At 66.9% G+C, this 17,750-nt stretch carries 16 protein-coding genes; 7 read left to right on the top strand and 9 right to left on the bottom strand.

Annotated elements, in window-relative coordinates:
* Together QPK29_RS30675 and QPK29_RS30670 are read right to left on the bottom strand one after the other, a co-directional pair.
* Window positions 1-360, bottom strand: a 360-nt coding sequence (locus QPK29_RS30675; protein WP_400189900.1) for an acyl-CoA dehydrogenase family protein, incomplete at its 3' end; no start/stop codon positions are given.
* A 132-nt stretch (window positions 361-492) separates the two neighbouring features.
* The gene (locus tag QPK29_RS30670) at window positions 493-993 is read right to left on the bottom strand and encodes a flavin reductase family protein (protein WP_056124627.1); all 501 of its coding nucleotides are present in this window, start codon (window positions 991-993) and stop codon (window positions 493-495) included.
* Window positions 994-1,099: 106 nt separating this feature from the next.
* Between QPK29_RS30670 and msrA the strand changes: the two genes are divergently transcribed.
* Window positions 1,100-1,639, top strand: coding sequence for a peptide-methionine (S)-S-oxide reductase MsrA (gene msrA, locus QPK29_RS30665; RefSeq protein WP_371772085.1), 540 nt, complete (start codon window positions 1,100-1,102; stop codon window positions 1,637-1,639).
* A gap of 2 nt (window positions 1,640-1,641) precedes the next feature.
* Here the strand turns inward: msrA and QPK29_RS30660 are convergent, their stop codons facing one another.
* Complete coding sequence (locus QPK29_RS30660; protein WP_056124620.1) at window positions 1,642-2,856, bottom strand: SAM-dependent methyltransferase; 1,215 nt, start codon at window positions 2,854-2,856, stop codon at window positions 1,642-1,644.
* Window positions 2,857-2,894: 38 nt separating this feature from the next.
* Window positions 2,895-4,091, bottom strand: a complete 1,197-nt coding sequence (pdxH, locus tag QPK29_RS30655) for a pyridoxamine 5'-phosphate oxidase (protein WP_371772086.1) — start codon at window positions 4,089-4,091, stop codon at window positions 2,895-2,897.
* A 99-nt stretch (window positions 4,092-4,190) separates the two neighbouring features.
* Between pdxH and tcdA the strand changes: the two genes are divergently transcribed.
* Genes tcdA through cysK form a run of 3 tightly spaced genes read left to right on the top strand, consistent with a single transcriptional unit; the run spans window position 4,191 to window position 6,611 of the window.
* Window positions 4,191-5,072 carry a tRNA cyclic N6-threonylcarbamoyladenosine(37) synthase TcdA gene (gene tcdA / locus QPK29_RS30650; protein WP_371772087.1) on the top strand — a complete coding sequence of 294 codons (882 nt, stop codon included), beginning with the start codon at window positions 4,191-4,193 and terminating at the stop codon, window positions 5,070-5,072.
* A gap of 35 nt (window positions 5,073-5,107) precedes the next feature.
* Window positions 5,108-5,650, top strand: a complete 543-nt coding sequence (locus tag QPK29_RS30645) for an FKBP-type peptidyl-prolyl cis-trans isomerase (RefSeq protein ID WP_371767228.1) — start codon at window positions 5,108-5,110, stop codon at window positions 5,648-5,650.
* 28 nt (window positions 5,651-5,678) lie between these two features.
* Window positions 5,679-6,611 (top strand): cysteine synthase A, encoded by a 933-nt coding sequence (gene cysK, locus QPK29_RS30640; protein ID WP_371772088.1) that lies wholly within the window; start codon window positions 5,679-5,681, stop codon window positions 6,609-6,611.
* 45 nt (window positions 6,612-6,656) lie between these two features.
* Here the strand turns inward: cysK and QPK29_RS30635 are convergent, their stop codons facing one another.
* The 5 genes from QPK29_RS30635 to QPK29_RS30615 all read right to left on the bottom strand — a co-directional run bounded on the left by QPK29_RS30635 (window position 6,657) and on the right by QPK29_RS30615 (window position 12,247).
* Window positions 6,657-7,658, bottom strand: coding sequence for a cation diffusion facilitator family transporter (locus tag QPK29_RS30635; protein ID WP_371772089.1), 1,002 nt, complete (start codon window positions 7,656-7,658; stop codon window positions 6,657-6,659).
* Window positions 7,655-7,972, bottom strand: a complete 318-nt coding sequence (locus tag QPK29_RS30630) for an ArsR/SmtB family transcription factor (RefSeq protein ID WP_036236165.1) — start codon at window positions 7,970-7,972, stop codon at window positions 7,655-7,657. Before QPK29_RS30630 ends, QPK29_RS30635 begins: the two co-directional genes overlap by 4 nt.
* 89 nt (window positions 7,973-8,061) lie before the next feature.
* Complete coding sequence (locus tag QPK29_RS30625) at window positions 8,062-10,857, bottom strand: M16 family metallopeptidase (protein WP_371772090.1); 2,796 nt, start codon at window positions 10,855-10,857, stop codon at window positions 8,062-8,064.
* A gap of 14 nt (window positions 10,858-10,871) precedes the next feature.
* Window positions 10,872-11,762 carry a metallophosphoesterase family protein gene (locus tag QPK29_RS30620; protein WP_160409469.1) on the bottom strand — a complete coding sequence of 297 codons (891 nt, stop codon included), beginning with the start codon at window positions 11,760-11,762 and terminating at the stop codon, window positions 10,872-10,874.
* Between the two features lie 2 nt (window positions 11,763-11,764).
* Entirely contained in the window at window positions 11,765-12,247 is a 483-nt protein-coding gene (locus QPK29_RS30615) for a CinA family protein (RefSeq protein WP_036236278.1), read from the bottom strand.
* A gap of 369 nt (window positions 12,248-12,616) precedes the next feature.
* Between QPK29_RS30615 and QPK29_RS30610 the strand changes: the two genes are divergently transcribed.
* Genes QPK29_RS30610 through QPK29_RS30600 form a run of 3 tightly spaced genes read left to right on the top strand, consistent with a single transcriptional unit; the run spans window position 12,617 to window position 17,749 of the window.
* A complete protein-coding gene (locus QPK29_RS30610; RefSeq protein ID WP_371772091.1) occupies window positions 12,617-13,159 on the top strand; it encodes a YfiR family protein in 543 nt (180 codons plus the stop codon).
* A 4-nt stretch (window positions 13,160-13,163) separates the two neighbouring features.
* Window positions 13,164-15,170 carry an ATP-binding protein gene (locus tag QPK29_RS30605; RefSeq protein WP_371772092.1) on the top strand — a complete coding sequence of 669 codons (2,007 nt, stop codon included), beginning with the start codon at window positions 13,164-13,166 and terminating at the stop codon, window positions 15,168-15,170.
* Window positions 15,167-17,749 carry an EAL domain-containing protein gene (locus QPK29_RS30600; protein ID WP_371772093.1) on the top strand — a complete coding sequence of 861 codons (2,583 nt, stop codon included), beginning with the start codon at window positions 15,167-15,169 and terminating at the stop codon, window positions 17,747-17,749. The genes QPK29_RS30605 and QPK29_RS30600 overlap by 4 nt, the downstream gene beginning before the upstream one ends.
* The last annotated feature ends 1 nt before the right edge of the window (window position 17,750 follow it).

The following is a 17,750-nucleotide window of genomic DNA, read 5'->3' as shown; positions in this document are numbered from 1 at the left end:
GAATTCGTAGATGGGCACCATCACGAGCGACGACTGCACGCTCATCATCGAGCGGTAGCCGGAATCGACGCGCTCGACTTCGCGCGCGATCAGGCCGTAGCTGACGTAGTTCAGGCCGGGGCCGCCGTATTGCTCGGGGATGGTCGGGCCCAGCAGGCCGAGCTCTCCCATCTCGCGGAAGATGGACGCGTCGGTGGTTTCGTGGCGGAAGGCTTCGAGGACGCGCGGCAGCAGCTTGTCCTGGCAATAGGCCGCGGCGGCGTCGCGCACCATGCGTTCTTCGTCGAGCAACTGCTCGTTCAGCAGCAACGGGTCATCCCAATGGAACTGGGCTTTGCGGGGCGTATCGGAACGGCTCATGGGGCTCCTGTCTCAATCTTTGTAAGAATGTGGCGGGCGAATGGATGGCCGCCCGGGTCGATCCATTATAGAAACCCAGCCCCGCCGCATCTTTTCAAACTGCGACAGGCATTTTCATTTTTCAAACAGGGATCAGGTGCTGCCGAAGCGCCCGCCATGGAACAGCAGGGCGGACTGCGGGTGCACGGCGCAGTCTTCCACTTCGCCCACGAAGATCACGTGGTCGCCTTCCGGGTAGCGGCTGCGGTTGTGGCATTCGAACCAGGCGGAGACGCCTTTCAGGATCGGCTGGCCGGTGCGCGACAATTCGTACTCGACGCCTTCGAACGGATCGTGGCCGCGTCGCGAGAACCGGCGCGCCAGCTCTTCCTGGCCGGCGGACAATACGTTGATGACGTAGTGCGAATTGCCGGTGAAGATGGGCAGGCTGTTGGCGACGTTCGACAGGCTCCACAGCACCAGCGGCGGCTCCAGCGATACGGAATTGAAAGAGGACGCGGTCAGGCCGCGGAATTTGCCGTCGCCCAGGCGGGTCGTGATGACGGTGACGCCGGTCGCGAATTGGGACAGGGCCTGGCGAAAATGGGCGGAATCGAAACCGCGCGTGGTGGCGCGAGGTGAGCTGGTGTTCATGCGCGCATTATGCCATCAATGGCCGCAGCCTCCCCGAGCCTGCACGACCGCGCACTTTCGTTTACAGTGAAACCATGGACAACTATTTATCCCTCGAGGAGTCAGCATGAGCCAGCAATCAGCAACCGAAGTGGCCATCCTGGGCGGCGGGTGTTTCTGGTGCCTGGAAGCCGTCTATCTGGAAGCGCGCGGTATTTTCCGCGTGGAATCGGGCTATATGGGCGGCGAGGCCCCTGCGCCGACCTACGAGCAGGTGTGCGCGGGCACGACGGGCCACGCGGAAGTCGTGCGTCTGGAATTCGATCCGAACGTGATCAGTTATCGCGACATCCTGGAAATCTTTTTCACCATCCACGACCCGACGACGCTGAACCGCCAGGGCAACGACGTCGGCACGCAATACCGCTCGGTGATCTTCTTCACGTCGCCGGAACAGGAAGCGACGGCGCGCAAGGTGATGGCCGAGATGGCCGCCGTGTGGGATGCGCCGATCGTCACGCAGGTGCTGCCGGCCGAGCCGTGGTACAAGGCCGAGGACTACCACCAGAATTATTTTGCGCAGCACCCGTTGCAGGGGTATTGCGCGTTCGTGGTGGCGCCCAAGGTGGCCAAGTTCCGCAAGATGTTCACGGACCGGGTGAAATAGCGCTAACGATACATGTACCGCCGCGACCACGGAATCAGGTCCGGTTCCTCGCCCGCCTTGCCGCACACGATCTGGTACAGGCTGATCCAGTCGTGTGCGAAGCCGTACGCGCAGCCGGCCAGGTAGACGTGCCAGATGCGGAACGTCTTCGGATCGCACGTCGCCCGGATGCGGTCGGCATTGTTCTCGAAATTCTCGGTCCACAGCGCACACGTGCGGGCATAGTGGCGGCGCAGGTTTTCCACGTCGCGGACTTCGAGTCCACCTTCCTGCATCGTGCGGATGACGGTGGACAGATGCGCCAGCTCGCCGTGCGGGAACACGTATTTGTCGATGAACTCGCCACTGCCGTGCGGGCTGTTGCGCTGCTCGACATCGGTCGTGGTGATGCCGTGGTTCATCACGACGCCACCCGGCGCCAGCAGCTTGCCGATGCGACGGAAGTATTCCGGTAAATTGTCCACGCCCACGTGCTCGAACATGCCGACGCTCGTGATGCGGTCAAAACTGCCGGCGACGTCGCGGTAGTCCTGCAAGCGGATCTCGACACGGTCCTGCAACCCGGCCTGAGCCACGCGCTCGCGCGCCAGCTCGTACTGGCGTTCGGACAGCGTGACGCCGACGCAGCGCGCCCCGAACCTGCTGGCCGCGCGGATCACGAGCGCGCCCCAGCCGCAGCCGATGTCGAGCAGCGTCTGGCCCGGCTGCACGCCGATCTTGGTGAGGATGTGGTCGATCTTCTTTTGCTGGGCGGTGGCCAGGTCCTCGTCGCCGTTCTCGAAATAGGCGCAGGAATAGACCATGGCCGGGTCGAGGAACAGGCTGTAGAACTCGTTGGAGACGTCGTAGTGGTAGCGGATTGCCTCGGCATCCTTCTCGCGCGTGTGCGGCGAGACGAGGCGCAGGGCAGCGCTGGCGACGCGGCTCGCGCGCGCCGGCTTGCCCGTCGTTTCCGCGAGGGCGGAACCCACCTGGATCATGTCGGCCGCGCGTCCTTCGATCTCGAGCGCGCCTTCGACATAGGCTTCCCCGAGGTTGCCCAGCGACGGCGCGAGGAGGTAGCGCAGGCCGCCCGGGTTCGGGACGCGGATTTTCACGCGTGGCTGCTCAGGGGACAAGTCCACCTGCGCGCCGTTCCATAATTCCACGCGCAGGGGCAGGTTGAATTTACTGCGTATGCCTGAGGTCCAGGCGGAAAGCTTCATTTGATCGAACACGCGTCTTCTCCGGCTGATCCTGAACCGGATGCACCGGGTCAGGGTTGCAAACGTTGCCGCGTCCAGCTGCCATCTTCCTGCCGCATATAGACGATGCGGTCGTGGAAGCGTGAACGCCGCCCCTGCCAGAACTCGATCCGTTCCGGCACCAGGCGAAAACCGCCCCAGTGTTGTGGCCGTGGCGGTGCTTCGCCATATTGACGCGCCACTTCCTCGTAGTGTTCTTCGAGGGCGGCACGGTTTGCGATCGGCTCGCTTTGTTCGGACGCGATCGCCGACAGCCGGCTTTTCAATGGTCGGCTGTTGAAATACTTATCGCTTTCCTCGGCACTCGTGCGCTCAACCCTGCCTTCGATCCGCACCTGCCGTTCAAGTTCACTCCAGAAGAATAGCAGAGCTGCGAAAGGCTTGCTTGCCAGCTGCTTGCCTTTCTGGCTGTCGTAATTCGTGTACCAGGTGAAGCCGCGCGCGTCGAATTGCTTGACGAGAACAATGCGCGACGTCGGCCGCCCGTCCTCGCCCACGGTGGCCACGCTCATCGCGTTCGGCTCGTTCACTTCGGCCTTCAGCGCTTCCTCGAACCAGCGCGTGAACTGGTCCATCGGGTCGTCGGCGACGTCGCTTTCGTCCAGGCGAGCCTGGCCGTAATCCTTGCGCAGGTCGGCGACTTTTTCGCCGATGGAAGGTGCCGGGGCCACCGCCTGTTCGAGGCCGCGGCGCTGGCGCATCGCGCCGCCCAGGCGCGCCATCTGATCCGGACCAAAGAGGCGCAGCGCCATCGGCGCGACGATGCCTTCTTCGCGTTCCATATGGCCGTGATAGCCCTGCACGAAGCGCCGCACGATCGAAGCCGACAGCTGCGTGCCGCCGCCGTCCGCGATGCCCGTCAGTTGCTCGTGCAGGTCTTGCCACATCGCATCCATGTCCTTGTGTTCCTGCAGGATCACGGGCACGAGCGCCTGCAGCGTGGCCGCATCCTCGCCCTTGGCGACGGCGAGCAGCATCGGCAGCAGGTCCTGCTCTTCGTCTTCGTGGTGCAGGTGGGCGGCCTTGTCGAAGTATTTCAGTACGGCCGTTGCCGCCTGGCGTGCCTGCTCGTCGGCGCCGTGTTCGGGCAGGTGGGCGAGCAGTTTTTCGATGGTCGCAAGCTGTTTGCGGATGCGGCCGTGGCAATGTTCGAGGACGGCGACGGGTTGGTCGAAATCGGGAGCGGGGTCGGCTAGAAGGTTGTTCATGATCGCTGTTGTGGACGTGCGGAATGCGGAAATTTTTTGATTGACTGAAAGTTATTTTAGAGCAATGAGCGCCATTCCGTCCGGTAAAATGAAGGGATCATGACTACGATTTCCACCTCCCTCTTCGATGACGTCGACTTCGAGCGGCGCTTCGGCGGCATTGCCCGCCTCTACGGCGAGCGTGCACTGGAACGGTTCCGTGCGGCGCACGTTTGCGTGGTCGGCGTCGGCGGCGTCGGCTCCTGGATCGTCGAGGCGCTGGCCCGCAGCGCCGTCGGCCGGCTCACGCTCATCGACCTCGACAACGTGGCCGAATCCAACATCAACCGGCAGATCCAGGCCCTGTCGACCACGGTCGGCATGCCCAAGATCGAGGCGCTGAAACAGCGCATTGCGCTCATCAATCCGTACTGCGAAGTCGAGCTCGTCGAAGACTTCATCGATCCGGACAACATCCCGCAGATGATCGGGACGAACAAGCCCGGCGCGGCCCGATTCGACTACGTCGTCGACGCGATCGACAGCGTCCAGGCCAAGGCCGCGCTGATCGCCTACTGCAGCCAGCATGTGATCCCGCTGATCGTCATCGGCGGCGCCGGCGGCCAGCTGGATCCGACCAGGATCGAAGTGCGCGACCTCGCCCGTACCGAGCAGGAGCCGCTGCTGAAAAAAGTGCGCAAGATCCTGCGTGCCCGCTACGGCTTCGCGCGCGGCGAGAAGAACAAGTACCACATCGACGCCGTGTTCTCGATGGAACCGCTGCGCTACCCGCAGTCCGGCGACGCCTGCGAAGTCGACGCGAACAGCATCACGGGCCTGAACTGCGCCGGCTTCGGCTCGAGCATGGTCGTCACCGCGACGTTCGGCATGGTCGCGGCCGGCCACATGCTGCGCAAGATGGCGGAGGAGGCGAATGCCGTGCCGGTACATGTAACCGAATCCGTCGACGCTGTCCAAGTGGAAGAGGCCTTGTTATCATAGGATCAGTTTTTTACTGATTCGTGAAAAGAGGCTCCATGATCCGTCGTATTGCCGTAGCCAGCCTGCTGCTGGCGGCCGTCGCCGCCAACGCGCAGGACGCATCCCAGCAGGCCGGCGACGGCCTGCAAGGTCCCAAGGACCCGGCCCAGGCCACCGCCAACGCGGCCCATCCCGGTAACCCGAACAATCCCGTCGACCCGACGCCCGCTGGCCAGGAACAGCAAGGGCCGAAGGTGCAGGTCATCGACCACGTGATCGGCAAGGGTGCCGAAGCCAGCGTCGGCAGCACGGTCGTCGTCAACTACACGGGTTGGTTCTACAAGCCGCTGGCCGCCAGGCAACGCGGCCGCAAATTCGACTCGTCGCTGGACGCGGGCCGCGAACCGCTCGAGTTCCAGCTCGGCGCGCGCCAGGTCATCAAGGGCTGGGAGCAGGGCGTGCAGGGCATGAAGGTGGGCGGCAAGCGCACGCTGATCATCCCGAGCGAACTCGCGTACGGCAAGCGCGGCGCCGGCGGCGGTTCGATTCCGCCGGATTCCGACCTGATCTTCGACGTGGAACTCCTGAAGGTCAAATAAGTCAAAACTCATCAACCAGGAGGACTGCATGCGCATCGCGAACGACGTGACGGAACTGATCGGCAATACCCCCTTGGTGCGGATCCGCCGCCTGGCGCAGGGCGCCGGCGCTGACCTCACCGCCAAGCTCGAGTTCTACAATCCGGCCCACAGCGTCAAGGACCGGATCGGCTGGGCCATGATCGAAGCGGCCGAGCAGGCCGGCAAGATCGGCCCGAACACCATCATCGTCGAGCCCACCAGCGGCAACACGGGCATCGCGCTGGCAATGGTGTGCGCGGCGCGCGGCTACCGCTGCCGCCTCGTCATGCCGGAAACGATGAGCAACGAACGGCGCATGCTGCTGCGCGCGTACGGCGCCGAACTGGTGCTCACGCCGGGGCCGGAAGGCATGCTGGGCGCCATCCGCCGCGCCGAGGAAATCGTCGCGGCCGACCCGAACTGCTTCATGCCGCAGCAGTTCAACAATCCCGCCAACCCGGAAGTCCACCGCCGCACGACGGCCGAGGAAATCTGGCGCGATACCGACGGCAAGGTCGACATCCTCGTGGCCGGCATCGGCACGGGCGGCACGATCACGGGCGTGGCCGAAGTGATCAAGGCGAGGAAGCCGTCGTTCCAGGCCATCGCCGTGGAACCGGAAGCGTCGCCGATCCTGTCGAAGGGCACGAAGGGCCCGCACCCGATCCAGGGCCTCGGCGCCGGCTTCATTCCGGACGTGCTGAACACGAAAGCCTACGACGAAGTCATCACCGTCAAGAACGAGGATGCTTTCGAGACGGCTCGTGCGGCCGCGCGCGAGGAGGGGCTGCTGGTCGGCATCTCGTCCGGCGCTGCCCTGTGGGCCGCGATCCAGGTCGCCAAACGGCCGGAAAATGCGGGCAAGCTGATCGTGACGATCATCCCGTCGTTCGGCGAGCGCTATCTCAGTACGGCGTTGTACGCGGACCTGGCCGGCTGATCAGGCTTCCCTCGACGACAAGGCCCGCTTGCATGCGGGTCTTTTTTAATGCGCGTGCGAGTGACCGTGGGGATGGTCGTGGTCGTGGTTGTGGTCGTGGTCATCGTGCGCATGCGCCTCCAGTCCATCGTGCAGGCTGCAAGTGCGGTGCTTGGTCGTTCCTTGTTCCACCTGCAGCGTGCAATGGTGGATGGAAAAATATTCGCGCAGGTGTTCCACGATGCTGTCGATGGCCGCGTCGCCCGGATAGCCGTCCGGCATCACGAGGTGGGCCGTGAGGGCCGTTTCCGTCGTGCTCATCGCCCAGATGTGCACGTCGTGCACTTCGGTCACGCCTGGTTGCGCGGCGAGGTAGGCAGTGACGCCGGTCGCGTCGACGCTGGCCGGCACGCCCGCCAGCACCATCTGGATCGATTCCCTGAGCAGCGACCACGTTCCCACGACGATCACGACGACGAGCACGAGGCTGACGACCGGGTCGAGCCACGACCAGCCCGTGTAGATGATCACGACGCCGGAGATGACGACGCCCAGCGACAGCAAGGCATCGGCCGCCATGTGCTGGTAGGCGCCGCGCACGTTGATGTCGTCCTTGCTGCCGGCCACGAACAGCCAGGCCGAGAAGCCGTTGATCAGCACGCCGACGAAGGCGACGATGGACACCGTCGTGCCGGCCACCGGTTCCGGATGGGCGAAGCGGTGCACGGCTTCCCACGCGATGGCGCCGCAGGCCACCATCAGCAGCAGGGCGTTGGCGAGGGCGGCCAGGATGGTCGTGCCGCGCATGCCGTACGTGAAACGGCGCGTGGGCGCGCTCTTCGTCAGCAGCGCGGCGCCCCAGGCGAGGCCCAGCCCCAGCACGTCGGACAGGTTGTGGCCGGCATCGGCCATCAGCGCCGTCGAGTTGGCGATGAAGCCGTAGATGAATTCGATGGCGACGAACGCGGTGTTCAGGCCGATGGCGATGCCGAACGCGCGACCGTTGTCGCCCGGCGTCGGGTGATGATGATGGCCATGTCCATGGCCGTGGGAATGGTGGTGACTCATGCGTCCAGTCCGGTGGTGGGTTCGGCGATGTGTTCGAACATATTGGAGAGCAGGCCGCTGATGTGGGCATCGGCGGCCGCATAGAACACCTGCTTGCCCTGGCGCTCCGCCTTGACGATGCGGGCCGCGCGCAACAGGCGCAGGTGGTGGCTGACCAGCGAACTGGACAGGTTCAACGCGCCGGCGATGTCGCCCACGGCCGTCGGCTGCGCCAGGCAGGCGAGCACGATCCGCAACCGCGTGGGGTCGCCCAGCAGGTGGAACAGGTCGGCGAGTTCGTCGACCGCGTTGTCGATGTCGGGTGGGATGCTCATGCTTAACGTTTGAAGAACTGTTCACATGTTAATCGCATAGACGTGGCGGACGCAAGCCATATCGTATGCAAGCGTGGTGAAGCGATGCGTTACGGAAGCTGGCCGTCCGTATCGCGCGTTTCGGGCTGCCCCAGCCCGAGCTTCTGCAACTGCGGCAAAATCGCCGCCCGATCCCCGACGGCGATGACTTTCAACTGCTCGGGTTTCAAGTATTTCTGCGCCGCCGCCTGCACCTGCGCCGCCGTCACGGCGCGATAGCGGTCGGGCAGGGTGCGCCAGTAATCCGCCGGCAGGTCGAACACAAAGGTCTCGGCCAGGCTCGCCCCGATGCCGCTGTTCGTTTCGAACTGTCCCGGCAGCGAATACACCTGCGAGTCGCGCGCGCCCCCGAGTTCGGGGCCCGGCAGCGGCTTGTCGCGCATGCCGTTCACTTCCTTGAAGATCTCGGCGACGGCAGGCCCCGTGACGTCCGTGCGCACGCTGCCCGCGATGGTGAATGGGCCCGGCGTGCGGTCGTAGCGGAATGCCGAGAACACGCCATAGCTGTAGCCCTTTTCTTCGCGCAGGTTGAGGTTGATGCGGCTCGAGAACAGGCCGCCCAGCGCCGCGTTCATCACCTGCATGGCCGGATAGTCCGGCGTCCTGCGCGCGGCCGCGATGGTCGTCACGCGCAGCGCCGTCTGCGGCGTGCCCGGCTTGTCGACGACGACGAGGCGCGCCCGGGTGCCGGATGGATCGCCGACCGACGTCACGGCCGCATCGGCGCGTTCCCAGCCGCCGAAGCGGGCCGCCGCCAGCGTGTGCAGCTCGTCCGCCGTGATGTCGCCGGAGACGACCAGGGCCGCATTGCCCGGCAGGTAGTGGCGGCGCCAGAAGCGCACGAGGTCTTCGCGCGTCGTCGCGCGGATCGCCTGTTCCGTGCCCAGCTGGCCGTAGCCGTATGGATGATCCGGGCCGTACAGGGCACCGGCCGCGGCGACGGCGGCGACGAGGGCGGGATCGTCGCGCTGCTGCGTCAGTTCGCCAATGCGGGAGGCGCGCTGCCGTTCGACTTCGGCGGTCGGGAAGGCCGGATGCAGCACGACGTCGGCCAGTACGTCCAGCGCCTGCGGGAACGTGGAGCGCAGCGCGAGCAGCGACACGGTCGACGCGTCCGCCGTACTCCCGCTGCCGAGGAAGGCGCCGAGCTGCGCGATCTCGTCGGCGATGCGCGGCGCGCTGCGGATGGCCGTGCCTTCGTCCAGCATCTGCGCCGTGAAGCCGGCGAGGCCCGGCTGGTCGGATGGATTGGCGTCGGAGCCGCTTTTCACGACCAGTTCCGCCGCCACGAGCGGCAGCGCGGGGTTCGGGTGGACGATGACGGTCAGCCCGTTCGGCAGCTTGAACGCGTCGCCTTGCGGCAGCGTGAAGCGCGGCACCGGGCCCGGCTTCGGCGGCGTGCGGCGCCACGCTTCGTCGTGGTTGATGCCGGCGGCGCGGTCGGTCCTGCCGGCCTTCGAGACTTGGGGCGGCGCCGGCACGTCTGGACCGAGGTCCGGCTTGCCCGGTATGCCGGCGACGATCACGCGCGCGTTCGGCTGCAGGTAGGCCTGCGCCACGCGGCGCACGTCGGCGGCGGTGACGCGGCGCAGGCGCTCGATGTCCTTCGGCAGGTAGCCCGGGTCGCCCGTGTACTGGTTGTACTGGTTGATCTGGTTCGCGAGGCCGGTGCCGCCCAGCTTTTCGATCGACGTCAGCATCGCCGTCTCGATCGTGTTGCGCGCGCGTTCGACTTCCTGTTCGGACGGTCCCGCGTCGCGCAGCGCCTTGAGTTCCGCATCGATCGCCGTCTCCAGCTCGGACGGTTCGTGGCCCGGGCGTGCGGTCGCGTCGACGATGAAGGTCGAGGTGAGCGCGTTCGAATTCTGCGCGGCCGCCGCTTCCTGCGCGATCTGGCGCTCGTACACGAGGGTTTTATACAGACGACTGGACTTGCCGCCGGCGAGGATCTGCGCCGTCACCGCCAGCTCGGCGTCGCCCGGCTGGAAGGCCGGCGGCGTGAGCCACGCCATGTACAGGCGCGGGAGCTCCACGCGGTCCGGTACCGTGATGCGGCGCTCGCGCGTGATGGCGGGCGTGGCCACCTTCGGATGCACGACCGGCGGGCTCTTTTTGAAGCTGCCGAAGTATTTCGCGACGAGGGCGCGCGTCTTGACCTTGTCGATGTCGCCGGCGATGACGATGCTGGCGTTGTTCGGGCCATAGTAGCGCTTGAAGAAGTCGCGCACGTCGGCCAGCTTCGCGTTCTGGATGTCGGCGTGCGAGCCGATGACGGCCGCGTAATACGGGTGCGTCTTCGGGAACAGCGCGTGGTTCAGCGCTTCCTCGACGACGCCGTACGGGCGGTTCTCGACGCTCTGGCGCCTCTCGTTGCGAACGACGTCCTGCTGGTTCGACAGCGCCGCCTGGTCCAGCACGTCGAGCAGGTAGCCCATGCGGTCGGCGTGGACCCACAGCGCGAGTTCGAGCTGGTTAGCCGGCACCGTGTCGTAGTAATTGGTGCGGTCGTAGTCGGTGCTGCCGTTGCTGTCGGTGGCGCCGGCGCCTTCCAGCAGGCGGTCGGCGAGGCCGCGCGGCAGGTGCCGCGTCCCGGCGAACATCATGTGCTCGAACAGGTGGGCGAAGCCGGTGAGTCCTGGCGCCTCGTTGGCGGGGCCGACGTGGTACCAGATGTTGACGGCCACGATGGGCAGGCGGTGGTCCTCGACGAGGATCACTTCCAGGCCGTTGGGGAGCGTCGTCTTGTCGTAGCGGACCTCAGGCACCTCGGCCGCTGCCGTCGGCCCTGCGAGGAGGAGGAGCAGGGAAAATCGGGACAGAAACAAGCAGGACAGGAGGCGTTTCATGCGGGCTCCGTTTTTTAATGACAGGCGGCGCTGCCGCGGTCGGGCGGGGCGATGCTGAAGGACGCGAGCCGCGTCGACTCGACGAATTCCCAGCCGTAGCCGCCCGCGTACAGGCGCAGGCGCAGCACGCCGGTGCGGTTGCTGTCGCGGACTTCGCTGTGCGCGACGGTGAACAGGAATGGCGTCGGATACGCGCCGCCGGTGCCGACGACGAACTGGCGGATGCCGTGCGTCGGGTCGAGCCGGCCATCCGCGTCCTGCGGGGCGAAGCGTTCGTAGTCGTGGTCATGGCCGGACAGCACCAGCTCGGCGCCGGCCGCGTACAGCAGTTGCCAGGCGTCGCGCATCTTCGGGATGCTGCCGTGGCCGCCCGAGCTGTACAGCGGATGGTGCCAGTAGGCGAGCGTGCAGCGCGCGGGGTGGGCGGCGAGGTCGGCGCGCAGCCAGTCCAGCTGGGCCGCGTGCTGGGCCGGGGCGAGGTTGCTGTCCAGCGAGACGATGTGCCAGGTGCCCAGCTCGAAGCTGTAGTAACCGCGGCCGGCGCGCGCGCCCCACCAGTCGAAATAGGGCTTCGCGCCCGGCGTGTAGTACTCGTGGTTGCCGGGTGCGGGCCACGTGCGGTCCTTGAAGCGGCCCCACGTCGGCGCGTAGCAGCCGGTGAATTCCTTCATGGCGCCGCGCGGATAGGTCAGGTCGCCCAGCGCCAGCACGACGGCCCGCGGGTCCTGCGCGAGTCCGGCGGCGACGGTGGCGGCCGTGTCGGCCGCGCCCGAATACGCCGGATCGCGGTACGCACAGCGCGCGATGTCGCCGGCCGCGTACACGGTGATGCCCTGGTCCGGACTTGCTGCGGCCGCGTTCAAGGAAGCGGCCGCCAGGAGCGCGGCCGCGGCCAGACGGCGCATCCTTACTCGAGCAGCCGCAAGAGGCCGGCCAGCGCGTGCGCCACCGTCTGCTCGCGTACCGCGTGGCGGTCGCCGGAGAACACGAGGCGTTCGGTGTACGTCGTGTCGCCCTTCGACCAGCCGAAGCACACCGTGCCCACGGGCTTGCCGGGTACGGCGCCGGTCGGGCCGGCGATGCCGGTCGTGGATACGGCCACGTCGGCGTTGCTGTTGGCGACCGCGCCCTCGGCCATCGCGCCCGCGACTTCCTCGCTGACGGAACCGAATTGCGCGATCAGCGCGGCCGGCACGTCCAGCATTTCCGTCTTGGAGGCGTTCGAATACGTCACGAAACCGCATTCGAACCAGCCGGTCGAGCCGGGGATTTCCGTGATGGCCTGGGAGACGCCGCCGCCGGTGCAGGATTCGGCGGTGGCCAGCAGCAGGTTCTTGGATTCGAGTGCCCGGCCCACACGGGTGGCCAGGTCGATGATGTCGTTCGTCACGTGTCGCTCCTCCTTGTAATGGCGGTAGCAGAGAACCGCCAGGTCTCCAGGATCCAACCGAGGCGCCGCCGTGTGCCGGTCGCGGAAACGTTCCGCTGCGCGCTCGCGTCCATTCTAGCGCGCCTTCCCGCCCTGCGGCGTCGGAATCTTAACGAAAAGCCATTCTTGCGGTTATGCCTTTGCCGTCCTTACAAACGCAAATGTCTTTACCGCTGTAAATGGCAGGCCCCGTTCCGTGCGACATCATCCCCGGTCGTGCTGCTATCCTCCTCGCCTTGCGGGCTGGCCCGCTTCTTGTTCATTGACCGAACCAGGACCTCGCATGCCGCTCGACCGTTTCGCGCATGACCATCCGGGGCCAGCGTACTCATGATGGTCTTTTCACGCGCAGCCGCGCGGCCTGTCCGCCGGGCGGCGCTGTGCCTGCTGATCTTCGCGGGTGCCGCCCAGGCCGGCACAGGCCCGCTTGGCGCGCCTGAGCACAAGCTCAAGGCGGCCTACCTGTACCGTGTGGCCACGTTCGTCGACTGGCCGGACGCCGCGTTCGCACGCGCCGGGAGCCCGTTGCTGGTCGGCGTCGCCGGCAACGACGCGCTGGCCATCGAAGCCGCACAGTTCATGACGGGTCGCCTCGTGCATGGCCGCCAGCTGGCGGTCCGCCGCGTCGACCCGCGCGCGCTGCCGCCCGGCCTGCACGTCCTGTACGTGGCCGCATCGCCCGCGCGCGGCCGGTTGCTCGCGGCCGTGCGCAGCCAGCCCGTATTGACGGTGTGCGACGGCGTCCCCGAACCGGGTTGCGTCGTCGGACTCGTGGCGGACGGGGATCGCCTGCGGCTGCGCATCGACCGGCTCGAAGCGATGGCCGCGCAACTGCGCATCAGCGCGCGCCTGCTGGCGCTGGCGACGTGGTGACGCCATGATCCGTCCGCGCCGCTCCATTCGGGAAAAACTCGTCACGATCGTGATGTCGACGACGCTCGCCGCGCTGGCCGTGTCCGTCGGCACCGTCGTCGTGTACGACCTGCGCAGCTATAAACATGCGCTGCTGAACGACCTCGCGACGCAGGCCGAACTGGTGGGGCACATGACGTCGGCCGCGCTGGCCTTCGACGATGCGCGCCTGGCGCGCGAGAACCTGGCCCTGCTGCGCAGCCGGCCGTCGGTGCGCGCCGCCGCGATCTACGACGAGAAGGGCGCGCTGTTCGCGACCTACGTGGCGCCCGGCGCGGACAGCACGTTCCCGGCGCGGCCCGCGAAGGGCGGCCGGTCCGTGCATGCGGGCGGCACGGAAACCTATGTCGGGAGCGGCGACGAGCTGGTGCTGTACAAGCCGATCAGCGAAAACGGCGACCTGCTCGGCACCGTCTATCTGCGCTCGGAAAACCAGCTGATGGAACGCATGCGCGACTATCTCGTCATCTGCGCGTGCGTGACGGTGCTGGCCCTGTTCACCGCGTGGCTGCTCGTGCGCCGTCTCGGCCACACGATCACGACGCCCATCGACGCCATCACCAGGATCGCGCGCGAGGTCGTGGCGCGGCGCGACTATTCGCGGCGCGCGCCGCGCATCAGCGAGGACGAGGCGGCGGAACTCGTCGACTCCTTCAACGCGATGCTGACCGAGATCGAGCAGCGCACACGCGCGCTGGAAGACTCGAACCGCGAGATCGTGCGCCTGAACGAAGGCCTGGAAGCGCGCGTGCAGGAACGCACGGCCCAGCTGGAGCTCGCCAATTCGGAACTGGGACTCGCGATCGACGAGGCGCGGAATGCCAACCAGGCCAAGTCCGCGTTCCTGTCGTCGATGAGCCATGAACTGCGCACGCCGCTGAACGCCATCCTCGGGTTCGCGCAGATCCTGGCATCGAAGGACATGCCGACGACGCCGGAGCAGAAGCTCGAATTCTCCGGCCACATCCTGAAATCCGGCCGGCACCTGCTCACCCTGATCAACGAGATCCTCGACCTGGCCAAGGTCGAGGCGGGGGCCGTGAGCCTGTCGATGGAACCGGTGCTGCTGGCCGAGGTGCTCGCCGAATGCGAGGGCATGATCGCGCCGCTGGCCGCCGCGCGCGGCGTGCGCGTGCTGTTCCCGGAGGCGCCGACGGCGCGCCTGCAGGCCGACCGCACGCGCCTGAAGCAGGTCCTGCTGAACCTGTTGTCGAACGCGGTGAAGTACAACCGCGACGGCGGCGCCATCGTCGTCGATTGCGCGCAACCGGCGCCGCAGCGCCTGCGCCTGTCGGTGCAGGACACGGGCATGGGCTTGAGCCCCGAACAGGTCGCGGGGCTTTTCCAGCCCTTCAACCGCCTGGGCCAGGAAGCGGGCACGCAGGAAGGCACGGGCATCGGCCTCGTGGTGACGCGCCGCCTCGTCGAGCTGATGGGCGGCGAGATCGGCGTGACCAGCAGCCCCGGCGTGGGCAGCGTGTTCTGGATCGAGCTGGCCGTCGCCGGTACGGATGGCGCGCTGCCCGCCGCTCCGCCTGCCGCGCGGTCGGTGCCCGTCCCGGCGGACGGCGCCGGACCCGGAGAGCCGCATACGGTGCTGTACATCGAAGACAATCCGGCCAACCTGAAGCTCGTGCAGGAGATCGTGCGCTTCCGGTCCGACCTGCGCCTCGTGAGCGCGCCGGACGGCCACTTCGGCCTGTCGCTCGCGCGCAGCCAGAAACCCGACATCATCCTGATGGACCTGAACCTGCCCGGCCTCTCCGGGTTCGAGGTCCTGGCGCAGCTGCGCCGCGAACCCGAGACCGCGCGGATCCCGGCCATCGCGGTATCCGCCAACGCCATGCGCTCCGACATCGACCGCGCGCTGGCGGCCGGCTTCACGTACTACCTGACCAAGCCGATCGACATCGGCCAGTTCAACGAGGCGATCGACGCCGTACTGTCAGCCCGAATGAGGACGACCCCATGATTTCCCCCGCCGACATCCGCCACGCGCACATCCTCGTCGTCGACGACGAACCGGTGAACGTGCAGCTGCTCGAGTTCCTGCTCAAGACCAGCGGCTACGAGAAAGTCGCCAGCACCACCGACCCGCGCCAGGTGGCCGCGCTGCACCTGCAGCACCGCTACGACCTGATCATCCTCGACCTGCAGATGCCGCACATGGACGGCTTCCAGGTGATGGAAGCGTTGAAGCCGATGGAGCGCGAGTCCTGGCTGCCCGTGCTCGTGGTGACGGCGGAGCCGGACAAGAAACTGGCCGCGCTGGAAGCGGGCGCGCGCGACTTCATCGGCAAGCCGTTCGACACGGTGGAGGTCCTGACGCGCATCCGCAACCTGCTCGAAGTGCGGCTGTTCCACAAGGAGTCGCAGGACTACGGCGCGCGCATGGAGCGCACGGTGCGCGAGCGGACGGCCGAGCTGCAGCGCTTCCGCGGCGCGATGGACGCGACCACCGACGCCATCTTCCTCGTCGACGCGCGCACGATGGCGATGATCGACGTGAGCGACGGCGCCTGCCGCATGCTGGGTTTTTCGCGCGAGGCGCTGCTGCGCATCGATCCGGTGGCGCTGGGCCTCGCGGAACGCGCGCAGCTCGAACGCTATGCGGACCCGGCGTCCACGTCGCGCGAGCACGACATCGTCGAGACGGAGCTGCTGCGCTCGGACGGGCAGGGCGCGGTGCCGGTCGAGATCAGCTGGCAGCTGCAGCAGCAGGACAACAGCCACCGCATCCTGATCGCCGTCGCGCGCGACATCAGCGAGCGCCTGCAGGCCGCGCAGCGCCTGAAGCACATGTCGAACTACGACAGCCTGACCGGCCTGCCGAACCGCAGCCTGTTCTTCCATACGCTGCGCGACGCCATCGAGCTCGCGCAGGACAAGAACTGGCGCATCGCCGTGCTGTTCATCACGCTCGACCGCTTCAAGATCGTCAACGACTCGCTCGGCCCCGCGCTGGGCGACGAACTGCTGCGCCAGTTCAGCACGAGACTGGTGCGCTGCGTACGCCTGCGCGACACGATCGGCCGGCTGGGCGGCGACGAGTTCGCGCTGATCCTGACGATGACGCGCGAGCAGACGGAGGACGAAGCGGTCAGTGTCGCCAACGAGGTGCGCGAGGCGCTGCGCGCGCCGTTCGACCTGAATGGCCAGCAAGCCGTGCTGACGGCCAGCATCGGCATCGCGATGTACCCGGACGACGCCACGGACCCGGGCACGCTGGTGAAATACGCGGACGTGGCGATGGTGCGCGCGAAGGAGGCGGGCCGCGACGGCTACCGCTTCTTCACGGCCGGGATGAACGTGCAGGTGCTGGCGCGGCTCGACCTGGAACTGGCGCTGCGCGCGGCCATCGACGGCGAGCAGTTCGAGCTGCACTACCAGCCCAAGCTGGACCTGAACACGGGGCGCGTGACGGGCGTGGAGGCGCTGCTGCGCTGGCGCCGTCCCGGCGTGGGCCTCGTGTACCCGGCCGAATTCGTGCCCGTCATGGAGGACACGGGCATGGTCGTGCGCGTGGGCGCGTGGATCATCGGCGAGGCCTGCCGCCAGATCGCCGCCTGGAACGCGGAAGGCGTGCGCGACGTGCGCGTGGCCGTCAACGTGTCGAGCCGCCAGTTCGTCGAGGGCGACCTGGAAGGCGACATCCGCGCGGCGCTGGCGGAGCACCGCGTGGACCCGGGCCTGCTCGAACTGGAGCTGACGGAAAGCGCGCTGATGTCGAACTTCGAGCACACGGTGCAGGTGCTCGAGCGCCTGAAGGCGCTGGGCATCCGCATCGCCATCGACGATTTCGGCACCGGCTATTCGAGCCTCGCGTACCTGAAGCGCTTCCCGATCGACAAGCTGAAGATCGACATCGCGTTCGTGCGCGACATCACGACGAACCCGGACGACGCGGCGATCGCGCTGGCCATCATCAGCATGGCGCACAGCCTGCACATGCAAGTGATCGCGGAGGGCGTGGAATCGCGCGCGCAGATGGCGCTGCTGCGCCGTCACCGCTGCGACGAGATCCAGGGTTTTCATTTTTCGCGCGCGCTGCTGCCGGCCGACCTGGCCCGGCTGGTGCTGGAGAACCGCGCCCAGCCCACGCGGCCCGCGGAGGACGACCGCAACGTCCAAACGCTGCTGCTGGTGGACGACGACGTCAACGTGCTGGGCGCGCTGCACCGGCTGTTCAGGCGCGACAACTACCGTGTGCTGACGGCCGCGTCGCCGTCCGAGGGTTTTGAATTGCTGGCGCTGTACCACGTGCAGGTGATCCTGTGCGACCAGAAGATGCCCGGGATGAACGGCACCGAATTCCTCAGCAAGGTCAAGGAGATGTATCCGGACACGATGCGCATCATCCTGTCCGGCTACACGGGCGTGGAGACGGTGCTCGATTCGATCAACCGGGGCGCCATCTACCGTTTTTACACGAAGCCGTGGAACGAGACGGAATTGCGCGACAACGTGCGGCTCGCGTTCCGCCAGTACTGGCTCACGCACGGGCCGTACGACGACCGCAAGACGCCGCGGGGGGACGAGGAAGCGGCGTAGG

This window comes from Massilia orientalis (assembly GCF_030411975.2).
Classification (GTDB): Bacteria; Pseudomonadota; Gammaproteobacteria; order Burkholderiales; family Burkholderiaceae_D; genus Telluria; species Telluria orientalis.
This window is presented reverse-complemented; position numbering and strand designations above follow the sequence as displayed.

Excerpts from the sequence above, each read along its gene's own strand:
- QPK29_RS30670 (WP_056124627.1), bottom strand. The coding sequence starts at position 993 with ATGAACACCAGCTCACCTCGCGCCACCACGCGCGGTTTCGATTCCGCC.
- msrA (WP_371772085.1), top strand. The coding sequence starts at position 1,100 with ATGAGCCAGCAATCAGCAACCGAAGTGGCCATCCTGGGCGGCGGGTGT.
- pdxH (WP_371772086.1), bottom strand. The coding sequence starts at position 4,091 with ATGAACAACCTTCTAGCCGACCCCGCTCCCGATTTCGACCAACCCGTC.
- tcdA (WP_371772087.1), top strand. The coding sequence starts at position 4,191 with ATGACTACGATTTCCACCTCCCTCTTCGATGACGTCGACTTCGAGCGG.
- QPK29_RS30645 (WP_371767228.1), top strand. The coding sequence starts at position 5,108 with ATGATCCGTCGTATTGCCGTAGCCAGCCTGCTGCTGGCGGCCGTCGCC.
- cysK (WP_371772088.1), top strand. The coding sequence starts at position 5,679 with ATGCGCATCGCGAACGACGTGACGGAACTGATCGGCAATACCCCCTTG.
- QPK29_RS30635 (WP_371772089.1), bottom strand. The coding sequence starts at position 7,658 with ATGAGTCACCACCATTCCCACGGCCATGGACATGGCCATCATCATCAC.
- QPK29_RS30630 (WP_036236165.1), bottom strand. The coding sequence starts at position 7,972 with ATGAGCATCCCACCCGACATCGACAACGCGGTCGACGAACTCGCCGAC.
- QPK29_RS30625 (WP_371772090.1), bottom strand. The coding sequence starts at position 10,857 with ATGAAACGCCTCCTGTCCTGCTTGTTTCTGTCCCGATTTTCCCTGCTC.
- QPK29_RS30620 (WP_160409469.1), bottom strand. The coding sequence starts at position 11,762 with ATGCGCCGTCTGGCCGCGGCCGCGCTCCTGGCGGCCGCTTCCTTGAAC.
- QPK29_RS30610 (WP_371772091.1), top strand. The coding sequence starts at position 12,617 with ATGATGGTCTTTTCACGCGCAGCCGCGCGGCCTGTCCGCCGGGCGGCG.
- QPK29_RS30605 (WP_371772092.1), top strand. The coding sequence starts at position 13,164 with ATGATCCGTCCGCGCCGCTCCATTCGGGAAAAACTCGTCACGATCGTG.
- QPK29_RS30600 (WP_371772093.1), top strand. The coding sequence starts at position 15,167 with ATGATTTCCCCCGCCGACATCCGCCACGCGCACATCCTCGTCGTCGAC.